Origin of the sequence: Bradyrhizobium sp. SPXBL-02, assembly GCF_051853065.1 — a bacterium.
Lineage (GTDB): Bacteria > Pseudomonadota > Alphaproteobacteria > Rhizobiales > Xanthobacteraceae > Bradyrhizobium.
The window spans coordinates 526,146-542,643 of record NZ_CP182474.1 but is presented as its reverse complement, the minus strand read 5'-3'; the positions used below and the strand labels follow the sequence as shown (position 1 = coordinate 542,643).

General features: G+C 64.9%; 13 protein-coding genes. 7 read left to right on the top strand and 6 right to left on the bottom strand.

From position 1 onward, the window contains the following. Positions 1–103: 103 nt before the first annotated feature. From fahA to ACNJYD_RS02505, 5 genes are all read right to left on the bottom strand, one after another. Complete coding sequence (fahA, locus tag ACNJYD_RS02525) at positions 104–1,375, bottom strand: fumarylacetoacetase (protein WP_439365233.1); 1,272 nt, start codon at positions 1,373–1,375, stop codon at positions 104–106. A gap of 194 nt (positions 1,376–1,569) precedes the next feature. Further along, positions 1,570–2,916, bottom strand: a complete 1,347-nt coding sequence (gene hmgA / locus ACNJYD_RS02520; RefSeq protein ID WP_439365232.1) for a homogentisate 1,2-dioxygenase — start codon at positions 2,914–2,916, stop codon at positions 1,570–1,572. Positions 2,917–2,918: 2 nt separating this feature from the next. Further along, positions 2,919–3,875 (bottom strand): MBL fold metallo-hydrolase, encoded by a 957-nt coding sequence (locus ACNJYD_RS02515; RefSeq protein WP_439365231.1) that lies wholly within the window; start codon positions 3,873–3,875, stop codon positions 2,919–2,921. Between the two features lie 18 nt (positions 3,876–3,893). Then, complete coding sequence (locus tag ACNJYD_RS02510; RefSeq protein ID WP_025032749.1) at positions 3,894–4,118, bottom strand: DUF2783 domain-containing protein; 225 nt, start codon at positions 4,116–4,118, stop codon at positions 3,894–3,896. A gap of 8 nt (positions 4,119–4,126) precedes the next feature. After that, complete coding sequence (locus ACNJYD_RS02505) at positions 4,127–5,743, bottom strand: FAD-dependent oxidoreductase (RefSeq protein WP_439365230.1); 1,617 nt, start codon at positions 5,741–5,743, stop codon at positions 4,127–4,129. 110 nt (positions 5,744–5,853) lie between these two features. On the opposite strand from ACNJYD_RS02505, the gene ACNJYD_RS02500 reads away from it, so the two are divergent. From ACNJYD_RS02500 to ACNJYD_RS02490, 3 genes are all read left to right on the top strand, one after another. After that, positions 5,854–6,396, top strand: coding sequence for a MarR family winged helix-turn-helix transcriptional regulator (locus ACNJYD_RS02500; protein WP_439365229.1), 543 nt, complete (start codon positions 5,854–5,856; stop codon positions 6,394–6,396). Between the two features lie 97 nt (positions 6,397–6,493). Then, entirely contained in the window at positions 6,494–7,204 is a 711-nt protein-coding gene (locus ACNJYD_RS02495) for a class I SAM-dependent methyltransferase (protein ID WP_439365228.1), read from the top strand. Between the two features lie 213 nt (positions 7,205–7,417). Next, complete coding sequence (locus ACNJYD_RS02490) at positions 7,418–8,398, top strand: ABC transporter substrate-binding protein (protein WP_439365227.1); 981 nt, start codon at positions 7,418–7,420, stop codon at positions 8,396–8,398. Positions 8,399–8,699: 301 nt separating this feature from the next. Here the strand turns inward: ACNJYD_RS02490 and ACNJYD_RS02485 are convergent, their stop codons facing one another. Next, entirely contained in the window at positions 8,700–9,506 is an 807-nt protein-coding gene (locus tag ACNJYD_RS02485) for an N-acyl homoserine lactonase family protein (RefSeq protein ID WP_212258983.1), read from the bottom strand. 376 nt (positions 9,507–9,882) lie between these two features. Here ACNJYD_RS02485 and ACNJYD_RS02480 point away from each other — a divergent pair, with 376 nt between their 5' ends. The 4 genes from ACNJYD_RS02480 to ACNJYD_RS02465 all read left to right on the top strand — a co-directional run bounded on the left by ACNJYD_RS02480 (position 9,883) and on the right by ACNJYD_RS02465 (position 16,495). Beyond that, positions 9,883–11,442, top strand: a complete 1,560-nt coding sequence (locus tag ACNJYD_RS02480) for a caspase family protein (protein WP_439365226.1) — start codon at positions 9,883–9,885, stop codon at positions 11,440–11,442. 145 nt (positions 11,443–11,587) lie between these two features. Beyond that, a complete protein-coding gene (locus ACNJYD_RS02475) occupies positions 11,588–12,259 on the top strand; it encodes an OmpA family protein (RefSeq protein ID WP_439365225.1) in 672 nt (223 codons plus the stop codon). A 157-nt stretch (positions 12,260–12,416) separates the two neighbouring features. Beyond that, positions 12,417–13,346, top strand: a complete 930-nt coding sequence (locus ACNJYD_RS02470) for an efflux RND transporter periplasmic adaptor subunit (protein WP_172789298.1) — start codon at positions 12,417–12,419, stop codon at positions 13,344–13,346. Continuing rightward, entirely contained in the window at positions 13,346–16,495 is a 3,150-nt protein-coding gene (locus tag ACNJYD_RS02465) for an efflux RND transporter permease subunit (protein ID WP_439365224.1), read from the top strand. Before ACNJYD_RS02470 ends, ACNJYD_RS02465 begins: the two co-directional genes overlap by 1 nt. Positions 16,496–16,498: the final 3 nt, after the last annotated feature.

Below are 16,498 nucleotides of genomic sequence, written 5' to 3'. Positions count from 1 at the left end.
CCCTGCGGAAAGATTCTGGATTGCTTCGCGGAGCCTGTCATCGGGCCGCGCTTTGCGCGGACCCGGTGGCTCGCAATGACGGAAGTCGTGGCGGCGACCGAGGCTACTCCGCCGCCAAAATCGTCCCCTCGACCTCGCCGAACCCGACGCGATAGCCGTTGCCCTGGCACCAGCCGCGCATCACGAGGCTGTCGCCGTCCTCCAGGAACGAGCGCCTGGCGCCGCCGGGCAACTCGACCGGCTCGGTGCCGTTCCAGCTGATCTCGAGCAGGCTGCCGCGCTGGTTCTTCTCCGGCCCGGAGATGGTGCCGCTCCCGAGGAGATCGCCGACATTCATGGCGCAGCCTGAGGAGGCGTGGTGCATCAGCTGCTGCACCGAGGACCAGTACATGTATTTGAAATTGGTGCGGCTGATGCTGGCCGGCGCATTGATGCCGGCAGCGCGCAAGGACACGTCGAGCTCGACATCGTAGTTCTGGGGCTTGGTCTGCTTGAGATAATCGAGCGGCACCGGCTGCTGCTCCGGCCCGTTCAGGCGGAACGGCTCCAGCGCCTCGCGCGTCACCACCCAGGGACTGATCGAGGTCGCGAACGCCTTGGCCAGGAACGGCCCGAGCGGCACATATTCCCATTGCTGGATGTCGCGCGCGCTCCAGTCGTTGAGCAGCACGAAGCCGAAGATCATCTCCTCGGCCTGGGTCTCGGTGAGCATGCCGCCCATCGGCGACGGCTGGCCGATCACGACGCCCATCTCCAGCTCGAAATCGAGCCGCTTGCACGGTGCAAAGCTCGGCAACTCGACATTCGGCGGCTTCAGCTGCCCGCGCGGCCGCTTCACCCTGGTGCCGGAGACCACGACGGTCGAGGCGCGCCCGTTATAGGCGATCGGCATGTGCAGCCAGTTTGGCTGCAGCGCATTGTCCTTGCCGCGGAACATCACGCCGACATTGGTGGCGTGCTCCTTGGACGAATAGAAATCGGTGTAGCCGGCGACGGCGAACGGAAGGTGCAGTCGGGCCTCGCGCATCGGCACCAGGGCCTGCTTGCGCAGCTCCTCGTTGTCGCGCAGCTCCGGATGATCGGCGCGCAAGAGCTCGCTGATGCGTGCGCGGGTCTTGGTCCAGACCTTCGGCCCCAGCGCCATGAAGGGATTGAGCGAGGGGCCCGAGAACACGCCGAGCGCGCCGACGTCGAGCCGGGAATCCTGCTCGAGCTCCCAGAGATCGAGCACGTAATCGCCGATCGCGACACCGACGCGTGGCGTCGGGTTGGCCGCAGTCGAGAACACGCCATAGGGCAGGTTCTGGATCGGGAAGTCCGAGGCGGGATCGACGGCGATGAAGGAGCGGAGGCTGGGGTCGTTGGGATGGGGCATGGGTTTCCCGTGGCACAGCGGTGACGGTGTCACCCTCCCCTGGAGGGGGAGGGTCGGTTCGCATGAAGCGAAGCGGAATGCGAAACGGGGTGGGGTGATCTCTCCACTCGGGCACCGCCTCAGTGGAGAGTCTGTCACCCCACCCCGCTCGCTGACGCGAGCGACCCTCCCCCTCCAGGGGAGGGTAAGAGACCTTACGGCTTGCTCGGATCGAACCGCTTTTCCAGGCCGTTCCAGCAATCGGCGTAATCGTCCTGCAGCGTCGAGGACTTCGCGGCGTGTGCGGTGACGCGCTGCGGGTAACGGGTCTCGAACATGAAGGCCATGGTGCCGGTCAGCTTCACCGGCTTCAATTCGCCGTTGCTGGCGTGCTCGAAGGCGTCGCGGTCGGGGCCGTGCGGCAGCATGCAATTGTGCAAGGAGATGCCGCCGGGGACGAAGCCCTGCGGCTTGGCGTCGTAGACGCCGTAGATCAGGCCCATGAACTCGCTCATGATATTCATGTGGTACCAAGGCGGCCGGAAGGTGTTTTCGGCGACCATCCAGCGCTCCGGGAAAATAACGAAGTCGATATTCGCCGTGCCGGCGGTCTCCGAGGGCGAGGTCAGCACCGTGAAGATCGAGGGATCGGGATGGTCGAAGCCGATCGCGCCGACGGGAGAGAAGGTGCGCAGATCATACTTGTAGGGCGCGTAATTGCCGTGCCAGGCGACGACGTCGATCGGCGAATGCGGCAACGTCGTCTTGAACAGCGAGCCGCCCCATTTCACGTAGAGCTCGGTCGGCGTGTCCTTGTCCTCGTAGTTTGCCACCGGCGTCAGGAAGTCGCGCGCATTGGCGAGGCAATTGGCGCCGATCGGACCGCGCTCGGGCAGCGTGAAGGCGCCGCCGTAGTTTTCGCAGAGATAGCCGCGCGCCGGGCCGTTCGGAATCTCGACGCGGAACTTGACGCCGCGCGGGATCACCACGATCTCGCCGGGCTCGGCATCGATGCGCCCGAACTCGGTGACGAGGCGAAGATTGCCCTGCTGCAGCACGAACATCAGCTCGCCGTCGGCATCGTAGAAATGCTGGTCCACCATCGACTTGGTGATGAGGTAGACATGCGCGGCCATGCCGGCCTGCGTGTTGACGTCACCCGCCGTCGTCATGGTCTGCACGCCCTGGACGAAGGTGACATCCTCCTTCGGCAGCGGCGTAGGATCCCAGCGCAGCTGAGCGATCGGCAGGTCGTATTCATGGCACGGCGCCGAACGCCATAGGCCGGCATCGACCTTCTCGAACCGGCCGGAATGCTTCACCGAGGGGCGGATGCGGTAGAGCCAGGAGCGCTCATTGCTGCCGCGCGGCGCGGTGAAGGGCGAGCCGGAGAGCTGCTCGGCATAGAGCCCGTAGGCGCAGCGTTGCGGCGAGTTGCGCCCGATCGGCAACGCGCCCGGCAGCGCCTCGGTCTCGAAAGAATTGCCGAAGCCGGACATGTAGCCCGGCGTCACCTGGGCCGAGCTGCGGATGATCTGGTCAGGCGAGGTATTGATGTTCATGACTATCCTCCTCCTTGCAAGGCAGCCCACATTTCCTGGTCGCGCTTGTCGGTCCAGATCACGGGGTCGTCGATTCCGGACGCTTCGTCGTAGGCGCGCGACACGTTGAACGGCAGGCAGTGCTCGTAGATGGCAAAGCTCGAGAATTTCGGATCCATCACCTCGCGCGTCGCCGCCATCGATTCCTTCAACGTGCGGCCCTTCGCGACCGAGATCTCGGCGGCGCCGTAGAGCGAGGTGACGAAGTCGCGTGTCATCGCGATGGCCTCGCGCACCGTAGCGGTGCCCTTCAGCGCATCGCCGCGGCCCGGCGCGATCGCCTTCGGATTGAAGTTGCGGATCTCGTTCAGAGTCATCGGCCATTCGCGCAAATGCGCATCGCCGCAATAGCAGGCCGAGTGATATTCGATGAGGTCGCCGGAGAACATCACCTCCGCATCGGGGACCCAAGCGACGATGTCGCCGGAGGTGTGGCCGGCGCCGAGCTGCATCAGGCGCACCTCGCGCTTGCCGAGGTAAATCGACATCTCGCCTTCGAAGGTCAGTGTCGGCCAGGTCAGGCCGGGAATGCTCTGCGCATCCTGGAACAGGCGCGGGAAGCGGCCGTACTCGGAATCCCAATCCTGCTGGCCGCGCTCCGCGATCAGCCGATAGGTCTCCTGCGAGGCGACGATGCCCTGGGCGTGATAGGCGGAGGCGCCCAGCACGCGCACGGCGTGATAGTGCGACAGCACGACATATTTGATCGGCTTGTCGGTGACCGTGCGCACGCGCTCGATCACCTTGTTCGCCATCGCCGGCGTTGCCTGCGCGTCGAACACGAGGCAGCCATCGTCGCCGACGATCACGGCGGTGTTGGGATCGCCCTCGGCGGTGAAGGCATAGAGATCGGTGCCGATCTCGGAGAAGGTGATCTTCTTCTCGGCGAGATCGCCGGTGGATGCGAAGTTCTTCGCCATCAATTCGTCCTTACCCAGTTATTGTTGTTGCTGTTGTTGCTGCTGACCGTCGATCATGCGGCGCTTGGCCAGTCCGATCGCCTCGCGCAGGACGTCGATGTCGCCGATATGGTTGGCGAGGATCAGCACCAGCGCCGCGTCGAAATCGGCGCTCTGCTCCTCGGTCAGACCGCGATGCGCCTCGACGATGGCGCGGAACGCATCGTCGGGGCGTGCGAAGTTCGAGCTGGTGGACAGCGGCATGCGGAACCTCAATTCAGCCCTTCGGCCCGAGACAATGCCGCTGCGATTGCCTGGCGCGTCGGATGGCGGAAGCGCGCCGCCACGTAGCCATCGGGCCTGAGCAGATAGGCTGCGCCCGGCCCCGCGTCGTAGCGCCTGGCGACGAGGCCGGAGGGATCGCCCAGTCCTTCCTCGCCGCCGATGCGAATGTTCTTCACGCTATCGGGCGCATCAAACCCAACGCCATTGCTGAACGACAGCAAGGTGAAGTCTGTTCCGCCCTTGCGGAAGGCATCGGTCAGATAGCCTCGCTGGGCAACGGGCGCATCGAGCATGGAACAGCCGGGCCGAGGCCCACCGGCCCAGGCATCGGCGTCTGGCGACGACAACGGCGTGTCGTAGCTGCACGGCACGGAGAGCCGGCCACCATTGACCATGCGCTTGCCGAACTCGGTCTCCTTGGCCAGCGACAGCACCGCCTTGCGCAGCCGCGCCTCCTGGTGCGAGTTCGGCGCCATGAAGTCGGTCGAGCGGGTGGATTCGCGGATGTTCTCGTCAGCCGCCATGCTGCGCTCGAGATGGTAGCTCTCCAGCAGGCTCGCGGGCGATTTGCCACGCAGCACGCGGTCGAGCTTCCAGGACAGGTTCTCGGCGTCCTCCAGTCCGGAATTGGCGCCGCGCGCGCCGAAGGGCGAGACCTGGTGCGCCGAATCGCCGGCGAAGACCACGCGGCCATGGATGAAGCGGTCCATCCGCCGGCATTGGAATTTGTAGAGCGAGATCCACTCGAACTCGAACTTGTCGTGGCCGAGCATGCGGGCGATCCGCGGCCGCACGTTTTCCGGCTTCTTCTCGAGAACCGGATCTGCATAGCGGTTGAGCTGGAGGTCGATGCGCCAGACATCGTCGGGCTGCCGGTGCAGCAGCGCCGAACGCCCGGCATGGAACGGCGGATCGAACCAGAACCAGCGCTCGGTCGGGAATTCCGCCGTCATCTTGACGTCGGCGATCAGGAACTGGTCCTCGAACACCTGACCGGCGAATTCCGCACCGACCATCTGCCGCAGCGAGGAGCGCGCGCCGTCGCAAGCGATGACATATTGCGCATGCAGGCGATAGGCGCCCTCCGGCGTCTCGATCGTCAGCGCCACGGAATCGTTGCGCTGCTCGAGCGCCGTCACCTTGTTGCGCCAGCGCAGGTCGATATCAGGCAGATCGTTGATGCGATCGACCAGATAAGCCTCGGCGTAATATTGCTGGAGATTGATGAAGGCCGGCCGCTTGTGCCCGTCTTCCGGCAACAGGTTGAACTGATAGAGTTGCGACTCGCCGTGGAAGATCCGCCCCACACTCCACACCACGCCCTTCTCGACCATGCGGTCGCCGACGCCGAGCCGGTCCCAATATTCCAGCGAGCGTTTCGAGAAACAGATTGCGCGCGAGCCCTCGCCGATGCGGTCGGCATCATCCAGCAGCACGACGCGCTGGCCGCGCTGGGCGAGATCGATCGCCAGCGACAAGCCGACCGGGCCCGCGCCGACGATCACGACCGGATGCTCCGCGGGGCTCGACCCGGGGCGGTCCTGATCGGGGTGACGGCGGTAGCCGAACTGGGTCTTGGCGTGAGGGGTATTGGCCGGCGCCATACACGAACCTCGGCTCTGGTCAGGACAGGATCGATCTGCTAGATAGTCTCACGTGCAACTATTTTGGACCGGAGCCGGCCGGCCGTCAACTGGAATTCGGAGCGCTCTCCTTGGCGAGGACATCCAGCGACATCGCGCTCAAAGCGCGCGCGGCCGACGAGGCTTCAACGCGGCCCAAGCCGCGGCTCGATTTGTTCAAGTTCGTGCCGTTCCGCCTCAACCGGCTCGCGGCGGAGGTCAGTTCCGCGCTGTCGGTCGAATATCAGGAACGCCACGGCCTCGACATTCCGGCCTGGCGCGTCATCGCCACGCTCGGCTTCCGTAACGATGCCTGCAGTGCGCAGTACATTTCCCAGTGTACCCGCACGCACAAATCCACCATCAGCCGCGCGGTCACCACGCTGCTCAATGAGCAACTGATCGAGCGCGTCGAGAACGAAGCCGACCGCCGCGAATTCCGCCTGCAATTGACGAAGAAGGGACGCGCGCTCTACGAGGAGCTGTTCCCGCAATTGCTGCGGCGAGAGGACGAGATCCTCGCCTGCCTCTCGGCGCAGGAGCGCAAGCAGCTCTCGGCACTGCTCGGCAAGATCGAAGCGAGCCTCGATCTGATCCAGACCAGCGAAGAGGCCGACGCCAAGCAGGCGTATTAGGGCGCCCACCATAAGGCGCAGACATCAGCTTTTGGGAGTCCGGTTGAGAAAGCTTGGTAGGACCGCGACGGCAGCGACGTATATAGCGACGCTACTTGTGGCGCTTATCGCAACTCGCGCATACGCCGCTGACATAGGTTATCTGGCTCCCCCCGGAGTCGCGGCAAACGAGTTTCCCTCACCGCGGCGCCCTGTTGCACGGATCGTCAGCCCACGCCGCGCCGCCGAAGAGCGCCGCGACGCCCTCAATGAGGCCGGCCAAATCGCGCGTGTTCTTGAACTGAAACCAGGCATGACAGTCGGCGACATTGGAGCAGGCAGTGGCTACCACACGGTCCGGCTCTCGCACCTCGTCGGACCCGCTGGCTCTGTCGTTGCCCAGGACGTCACGCGGGATTACCTCATCGAACTCGCCAGGCGAACAGAACTTCTGAAGTTGACGAACGTGCAATTCGCGCTCGGCGAACCCCACGACCCGCGTCTGCCCGCTTCCTCGCTGGATGCCGCAATCCTCGTTCACATGTATCACGAGATAGCCCAACCCTATGCCTTCCTCTACAACCTCGCACCCGCCTTGAAGCAGGGTGCGCGGGTCGGAATTGTCGATCTCGAGCTTCCGACGTCGAAGCATGGCACGCCAATTGAGCTCTTGCGCTGCGAAGTGACCGCCGTCGGTTATCGCGAGGTCGCCACATATAAGCTAGCAGGTGACGGAGGATATTTGGCGGTATTCTCTCCGCCGGAGGCAGCGGCTCGAAAATCTCCCCGCGATATTGTTGCTTGTAGGAATCCTGCCGGCGCTCGTTGACACCACACCCCCCGATCTCAGAGGCTGAACGTGTCCGAAGCAAGGGGCAGACCGGAAGTCGCCGGCTGAGACTCAAACCGCGCGCTTTTGACCCAAAGCAGTCCTTCCACTCTCCTTCCTTCAAGAAAGTGCTAAGGTCGCCTTCCGTAGGTGTGGTCTCTTGCAGGGAGCGGCACATGCGACGTCGGGAATTCATCGCCGGAGGAAGCGCAGATGAAACGACGTGAATTCATCAGCATCGTCGGCGGTGCAGCGGTAGGGTTGCCATTTGCCGCGATGGCGCAGCGCCAGATGCCATTGGTTGGCTTCCTGAATAGCGCATCGCCCGAGACCTATCGCTTCAATGCCGACTCTTTTCAAGAAGGTCTGGCAAAAGCTGGCTTTGTTGCGGGGCGCAACGTCCGTATCGAGGAACGCTGGGCTCGGGGTGACTACAGCGTGTTACCCCGCCTTGCGGCTGAACTTGTCGCTATGGGCGTCGCCGCGATTGCTGCCACAGGAGATGTCGCCTCTGCTCGGGCGGCGCAGCTTGCGAGCAACACCGTGCCAGTGGTGTTTACTATCGGCGGAGACCCAGTCCGCCATGGACTCGTCGAAAGCATAAACCGCCCCGGCAGGCACGTCACTGGAATCCTTTTCAATCCGAACGTACTCGGCGCAAAGCGAGTTGAATTGCTCCATGAAATTGCCCCGGATATTTCCCGCATCGCACTGCTGATGAACCCCACGAACCCAAACGCCGAAATCGAAGAAGCTGATGCCGAAGCAGGGGCGAGGAAGCTGAGCCTGCAGACCATCACGTTCAATGCGAGAAACGCGAGCGAAATGGAAGCCGCGCTCGAACAGTTGCTGAGGGCGAAGGCCGAAGCATTGATTACCGCGAGTGATCCGATCCTGCTGGATCGGCGCGAGCAGATTGCTTCCTTCGCACTACGGCACAACGTGCTGGCCATAGGCTTTGTGCAACAGATCGCTGCTGCGGGTGGCCTTCTGAGCTATGGTCCGAGCATCAGTTGGATGTACAGACAAGCAGGCGATTACGTCGGACAAATCCTGAAAGGCTCAAATCCGGCCGAAATGCCCGTCCTGCAGCCGACACGCTACGAACTGGTGATCAATCTGAAGACCGCCAAGACACTTGGCCTCACCGTTTCGCCATTGCTGCTCGCTCGCGCGGACGAAGTGATCGAATAAGATGCTACTTCCGGAATTGGCCCGACTCAGACCTCCGACGATGTTCTTTTCGCGCTGCATTCGGGAGCGTAGCGGACATAAGGCCCGCCGGACCGAGCCACAAGAGCGCTCGCGGCGCTGCCCGGCAAGATCGAAGCGAGCCTCGACCCTGATCCAGAACAGCGAAGAGGCGGATGCGAAGCAGGCGTATTAGCCCAATTTGGCTTCCGGGGCGCCGCAAAGCGGTGAACCCGGAATCTCGCGCTACAACCTCCGGATTCCGGGTTCGCGCTCCGCGCGCCCCGGAATGACGGCTTCGCCGTCACCTCGCAAACGACCGCGTCGGCGGCAGATGCAGCGCCCAGACGTCGACCTTGTCGCTGGCGCGCGGGTAGATCTCGGTCACGATCGGATCATGACCGGGGATGTAGCGATCGGGATGGCCGGCGAGGCGCTCGATCGTTTCCCAGCCTTGCGCCATGTCGCCGACATTGTAGACGATCGGGAACGGGCTCCTGCGCTGCAGATTGGCGTAGTAATGCGCGGCATCGGAGGCGAGCACCACGGGGCCGCGCGCGGTGTCGACCCTCACCACCTGCAAGCCGTCGGAATGGCCGCCGACGCGGTGCACGGTCACGCCGGGAGCGACCTCGCCGTCGCCGGAATAGAAGGTGACGCGCTCGCCATAGACGTGGCGCACCATCAGCGTGACATGCTCGACCGAGAACGGGTGGCGCAGCAGGCCGTTGCACATGCAGCGCCCGGTCGCGTAGGCCATCTCGCGCTCCTGCAGATGGAAGCGCGCATTGGGAAAGCGGTCGAGATTACCGGCGTGGTCGTAATGCAGATGCGTCACGATGACGTCACGAATGGCTGACGCCGCGACGCCGAAACGCTCCAGCGCATCGACCGGATTGAGCGTGAGCTTGCGCGCCCGCGCGCTCGCCTCTTCGGCGTTGAAGCCGGTATCGACCAGGATGTCGCGGCCGTGGCCCCGAATCAGCCAGACGAAATAATCGAGGTCCTGCGCCGCGCTGTCATGCGGGTCGGGCGCGAGGAAGTTCATGTGGGGGGTGCGCGGCGACATCGTCGCATAGCGCAGGGCGTAGATCTCGTAGACGTTTCCCATTAGACGTTTCCCATGGGTCTTGCTTTTTTCGCGTTGGATCTTCTGGAGCGATCGCGCCCACCAAGCCATCGCCGGCAGGAAAGGTCAAACGCGGGGCGTTGCAACGAAGGCGGGGCTGCAATGTGAGACTGATCACGTCTTCATCGCCATGGTTGCCTTAACGTCCGCCGATCGCATCGAGGTACCGAGGACTGTCATGACAACCCGTCTATTTTCGCTCGCGGCACGCCCGTCCGTTGCGGTCAATCATCGGATTAAGGTCGAATCTCCAAGTGGTTGACGCCCCCCGTCCCCGGTTTGATAATGGGGTAAGCGTAAGTTAAGGTCGCCGCGGCGCAAGCTGGAACGGCGCCTTTTTGGCTGGACCGCGCTGATTATGAAAATTCGCTTCTTTGTTCTCCTGTCCTTGCTCATCTCGCTCGTCCCGACTGCCCCCTCGCTTGCGGCCGGTGACCGTTTCGCGCTTGTCATTGGCAACGCCAAATATCCGGACGCGGATGCCCCGCTGAAGGAACCGATCAACGATGCGCGCGCCGTCGCCGACGAGCTCAAGCGCGACGGCTTTTCGGTCGAGCTCGGCGAGAACCTGACCGGCGACGCCATGCGCCGCGCCTTCGACAAGCTCTACGGCAAGATCAAGCCGGGCTCGGTCGCGCTGGTGTTCTTCTCGGGTTTCGGCATCCAGTCCGCGCGCCAGAGCTATCTGCTGCCGGTGGATGCGCAGATCTGGACCGAGTCCGACGTGCGCCGCGACGGCTTCAGCCTCGAGACCGTCCTCGGCGAGCTCAACACCCGCGGCGCCGGCGTCAAGATCGCGCTGATCGACGCGTCCAGGCGCAACCCGTTCGAGCGCCGGTTCCGCAGCTTCTCGGCCGGCCTGACCCCGGTGATCGCACCCAACGGCACGCTGGTGATGTACTCGGCGGCGCTGGCCTCGGTGGTCTCGGACGCCGGCGGCGACCGCAGCCTGTTCGTCCAGGAGCTGCTGAAGGAAATCCGCGTCCCCGACCTGATGGCCGAGGAGACGCTGAACCGCACCAAGATGGGCGTCACCCGCGCCTCGCGCGGCGAGCAGGTGCCGTGGATTTCCTCGTCATTGGCCGAAGATTTTTCGTTCATTCCGGGCGCCGGCGGTTCGCGTCCGGCAACGCCGCCGCCGCCCGCGCCTCCCGCCGCGCCGGCCGTCGTCGCCAACACTCCGCCACCCGCCCCTCCCGCGCCGCCGCCGCCGCCGAAGCCGGCCGAGAGCGCTGCGGCCCCCGCTCCCGCGGCTCCGGCGCCTGCGGCTCCAGTTGCGGCGCCTGCACCGGCGCCCGCGCCTGCTCCCACGCCGAGGCCGCAGATCGAGGCCGCCCTGCCCCCGCCGCCACCGCCGGTGAAGCCGGCTGATCCCGCTCCCGCGCCGAGCACGGACGGCGGGCCCAGTGCCGCCGCGCTGGCCGACGATCCCACGATCAAGAGCCTGACCGCCAAGATTGCCGCCAATCCTGACGACGTGAACGCGCTGTACCGGCGCGGCCAGGTCTATGCCAGCAAGGGCGCCTACAGCCTCGCCATCAAGGATTTCGACGAGACCCTCCGGATCAATTCGAAGGACGTCGAGGCGCTGAACAACCGCTGCTGGACCCGCACCGTGGTCGGCGATCTCCAGGGCGCGCTGAAGGATTGCAACGAGGCGCTGCGGCTGCGGCCGAACTTCGTCGATGCACTGGACAGCCGCGGCCTCGTCAACCTCAAGTCGGGCGCAGTGAAGAATGCGATCGCCGATTTCGACGCGGCCCTGAAGATCAACCCGCGCCTGACCTCCTCGCTCTACGGACGGGGCCTTGCCAAGCAACGCAACGGCTCGGCCCAGGAAGGGGCGCTGGACATCGCCAATGCCAAGGCGATGGACCCGAACATCGTTCAGGAGTTCGCAAGCTACGGAGTGCGTTAGTATTTTTTTGAGTTGGGCCCCGCCCAAGGCTCGAACCTTGAACAGCCCTGGGAAGACCAATGGGCGGATGCCGCAACAGGCCTTTTCGGGGGTGGGTTGCTTGAATTTGAGATCACGCGAGCTGGCTGCGCAGGAGGGACTGGCTATGAGATCGGCTGCAAAAGGGCTTACCGCGATTCTGTCCATCATCACCGTCGGCGTCGCGCTGTCGCTGCCGACCTCGGCCGCCTTTGCGGGCGATGACGGCAACAGCAAGAACGTCACCGAGGACGAGATCGTCCGCGCGCTGGCGCCGGCGCCGAAGAAGCCCCTGACCCGCGGCCTCTCTATCGGTCCGCAGACCGAATCCGCGCCGAACGCCGCGGAGACCAAGCTGCTGCAATCCGTGCGCGGCCGCTCGACGCGCTCGCTGTCGTCGACCGAGCGCGAGGAAATCGCCTCCGTCGCCAAGGACAAGCCGAACATCGATCTCGAGATCACGTTCGACTACAACTCCGCCAATATCAGCGCCAAGTCGATGCCCTCAGTGCAGGCGCTCGGCCGCGCGTTGACCAGCACCGACCTGAAGGGCTCGACCTTCGTGGTCGCGGGCCACACCGACGCCGCCGGCGGCGAAGCCTACAACCAGGATCTCTCGGAGCGTCGCGCGGACGCGATCAAGCGCTATCTGGTCGAGAAGTACAGCATCTCCGCCACCGACCTCGTCACCGTCGGCTACGGCAAGAGCAAGCTCAAGGACGCGAACCAGCCGCTGGCGGAGGTCAACCGCCGCGTGCAGGTCGTCAACATGGAAAACAAGACCACCGCATCGAAGTGAGCACGACGTATCCTTTGCAGTGACAAGTCGTGATGTGGTGTAAGGTCTCGCTTCCAAAGCGCGTCCCGCAGCCTTGCGGGACGCCGCTTCATTTCAGGGAAACGCTCCGTTTGGACCGCGCGCGGATGGCCGTGAGCCAGGTCAGGATGATCCGGCGATGAATTTGACTGAATATCTCAAGCCGGCCGGAACCGTGGCGTTCGTCGTCGTGCTCGGCATCGGCTATTATCTGTTCGAGCATCGCAAGCGTCCCGAGCCGAAGGAGACGCAAAGCGAGGCGCTCGTCATCGTGACGAAGTCGACCAATGCCTGCTTCTCCGATCTGGTGCGGGTGACCGGCTTCTTCGTGCCGCGCCGCGAGGCGGTGGTCGTGGCCGACCAGGAAGGCTCCAGGGTCACCGACCTCCTGGTCACCGAGGGCACGATCGTCGCCGACAACCAGGAGCTGGCGCGCCTGACTGCGCCGCCGCAGATTCCGGGCCAGCCGCAGCGGCCCGGCCCACAAGGCCCGATCTCGCTGAAGGCGCCCGCACCCGGCCTCGTCACCGAGGTCCGCACCATCGTCGGCGCGCCGGCCTCCCCGCAGGCCGGTCCGATGTTCCGCATCGCCGTCAACAACGAGATCGAGCTCGACGCCCAGGTCCCGGCGGTACACATGTCCAAGCTCACCTCCGGCGCCACCGTGCGCATCAGCCGCGACGACGCACCGGATCTGATCGGGCGGGTCCGGCTGGTTGCCCCCGAGATCGACCGCACCACGCAGCTCGGCCGGGTCCGCATCAGCGTCACCAACAATCCGTCGCTCAAGGTCGGCGTGTTCGCGCGCGCCTCGATCGACGCCAAGCGAAGCTGCGGCGTCTCGATCCCCAAGACCGCCATCGATCACCTCACGGTGCAGGTCGTCAAAGGCAACATCGTCGAGACACGCAAGGTGCGGGTCGGATTGTCGTCCGACAGCGCGACGGAAATCCTGGAAGGGCTCGAGGTCGGCGAAATCGTCGTGGCCGACGCCGGCTCTTCGCTCCATGACGGCGACCAGATCAAGACCATGTTCGCCGATGAACTCGATCGCACGCGGGTACGCTGATGGCTCTCAATATCTCGGCATGGTCGATCCGTCATCCGCTGCCGTCGGTCGTCTTCTCGATCATCCTGCTGGTGCTGGGCTGGGTGTCCTTCACCAAGCTCGCGATCACAAGGCTGCCCTCGGCCGACATTCCCGTGATCTCGGTCGCGGTGTCGCAGTTCGGCGCAGCGCCGGCCGAGCTCGAATCCCAGGTCACCAAGACGGTTGAAGACGCCGTCTCCGGCGTCGAGGGCGTCAGGCACATCACCTCCTCGATCACCGACGGCCTGTCGGTCACCACGATCCAATTCGCGCTCGAGACCAACACCGACCGCGCGCTCAACGACGTCAAGGACGCGGTGACGCGCGTGCGCTCCAACCTGCCGCAGAACGTCACCGAGCCGCTGATCCAGCGCGTCGACGTCATCGGCCTGCCGATCGTGACCTATGCCGCGATCTCGCCCGGCAAGACGCCGGAGCAGCTCTCCTATTTCGTCGACGACGTGGTCAAGCGCGCGCTGCAAGGCGTGCGCGGCGTCGCCCAGGTCGAGCGCATCGGCGGTGTCGAGCGCGAGATCCTGGTCTCGCTGGATCCCGATCGCCTGCAGGCGATGGGCCTGACCGCGGTCAATGTCAGCCAGAGCCTGCGCGGCACCAATGTCGACGTCGCCGGCGGCCGCGCCGAGATCGGCAAGAACGACCAGGCGATCCGCACGCTCGCCGGCGCCAAGACGCTGGGCGATCTCGCCGGCACCATGATCCCGCTGTTCGGCGGCGGCGAGGTCCGGCTCGACGATCTCGGCACCGTCACCGACACCATCGCCGACCGCCGCACCTTCGCCCGCTTCAACGGCGAGCCGGTGGTCGCGCTCGGCATCAAGCGCTCCAAGGGCGCCAGCGACGTCAAGGTCGCCGAGGCCGTGCAGAAGCGCATCGACGCGCTGAAAGCCGCCTATCCCGAGGTCGACCTGAAGCTGATCGACACCTCGGTGGAATACACCAAGGGCAATTACCACGCGGCGATCTCGACCTTGTTCGAAGGCGCGATCCTCGCCGTCATCATCGTGCTGCTGTTCCTGCGCGACCTGCGCGCCACCATCATCGCCGCGATCTCGCTGCCGCTGTCGATCTTCCCGGCGTTCTGGGCGATGGACCTGCTCGGCTTCTCGCTGAATCTCGTCAGCTTCCTCGCCATCACGCTCTCGACGGGCATTCTCGTCGACGACGCCATCGTCGAGATCGAGAACATCGTCCGGCACATGAACATGGGCAAGTCGCCCTACCGGGCCGCGCTCGAGGCCGCCGACGAGATCGGCCTCGCCGTCATCGCGATCTCCCTGACCATCATCGCCATCTTCGCACCGGCGAGCTTCATGTCGGGCATTGCCGGACAGTTCTTCAAGCAGTTCGGCATCACCGTCTCGGTGCAGGTGTTCTTCTCGCTGCTCGCCGCGCGCTTCGTCACGCCGGTGCTGGCCGCCTATTTCCTCAAGCACAGTACGCATGAGGAGCCACCGCCCGGCCGCATCCTGCGGTCCTATCATGGCATCGTCGCCTGGTCGGTGCGGCACTATTTCATCACGGTGCTGATCGGCCTCGGCATCTTCGCGGCCTCGATCTGGAGCATCACGCTGCTGCCGCAGGGCTTCCTGCCGGCCCAGGACAGCGCGCGATCCCTGCTTGCGCTCGAGCTGCCGCCGGGCACCCAGCTCGCCTACACCGAGAAGGTCACCGAGGACATCGTCGCGCGCCTGCGCAAGCGGCCCGAGGTCAAGAGCATCTTCGTCGATGGCGGGCGCGTTCCGCCGGGCACCCAGGAAGTCCGGCGCGCCGCCCTGATCATCAATTACACGCCCAAGGACAGCCGCGACATCACCCAGCGCGAGCTCGAATTCTCGATCAGCCAGGAGTTGGAGAACGTTCCCGATATCCGCTTCTGGTTCCTGGACGAGAACGGCCTGCGCGCGATCTCGCTGGTGGTGACCGGCGTCGATCCCAACATCGTCAACAACGTCGCGAGCGAGCTTGCGACGCAGATGAAGCGCATTCCCACCATCGCCAACGTCATCTCCGAGACCTCGCTGGAGCGCCCCGAGCTGCGCATCGAGCCGCGCGCCGATCTCGCCGCACGGCTCGGCGTCTCCACCGAAAGCCTGTCGCAGACCATCCGTGTCGCCACCATCGGCGACGTCGGACCGGCGCTCGCCAAGTTCGACGTCGGCGACCGCCTGGTGCCGATCCGCGTGCAGCTCGAGGATGCCGCCCGCGGCAATCTGAAGACGCTGGAGCAGCTCCGCGTGCCGCTCGGCGAGCGCGGCGAGAAGGGCGGCGTGCCGCTCTCGGTCATCGCCGACGTCAAGCTCGACCAGGGTCCGACCAGCATCGGCCGCTACGATCGTGAACGGCAGGCGACCGTTGCCGCCGACCTCGTCGGCTCCGCCGCGCTCGGCGACGCCACCAAGAAGATCTACGAGCTGCCTGTCATGAAGACCCTGCCGAAGGGCGTGAAGGTCTCGCCCTCGGGCGATGCCGAAAGCCTGAACGAATTGTCGGAGGGTTTTGCGACCGCCATCACGGCGGGGCTGATGATGGTCTACGCGGTGCTGGTGCTGCTGTTCGGCACCTTCCTGCAGCCTATCACCATCCTGTTCTCGCTGCCGCTCTCGATCGGCGGCGCGATCGCGGCCCTGCTCGTCACCGGCAAGCAGCTCACCACGCCGGTTTGGATCGGCATCCTGATGCTGATGGGCATCGTCACCAAGAACGCGATCATGCTGGTGGAATTCGCGATCGAATCGATCCACGCCGGCAAGCCGCGCGAAGAGGCCATGATCGACGCCGGCATGAAGCGCGCCCGCCCGATCGTGATGACCACGATCGCGATGGCCGCGGGCATGATGCCGAGCGCGCTCGCCGTCGGCGCCGGCGGCGAGTTCCGCTCGCCGATGGCGCTTGCGGTGATCGGCGGCCTGATCTTCTCGACCATCCTGTCGCTGGTGTTCGTGCCCGCGATGTTCATGGTGATGGACGATTTCGGCGCCCTGATCTGGCGCTTCGCCAAGCGGCTGATCGTGCACAGCGAGGACGCGGAGGTTGCCTCTCATCAGGAGCCAACACCGGCCCACGCGGCATCGGCACCGAAGAGCGTCGCGCGTCCAGCGGCGGAGTAGGCT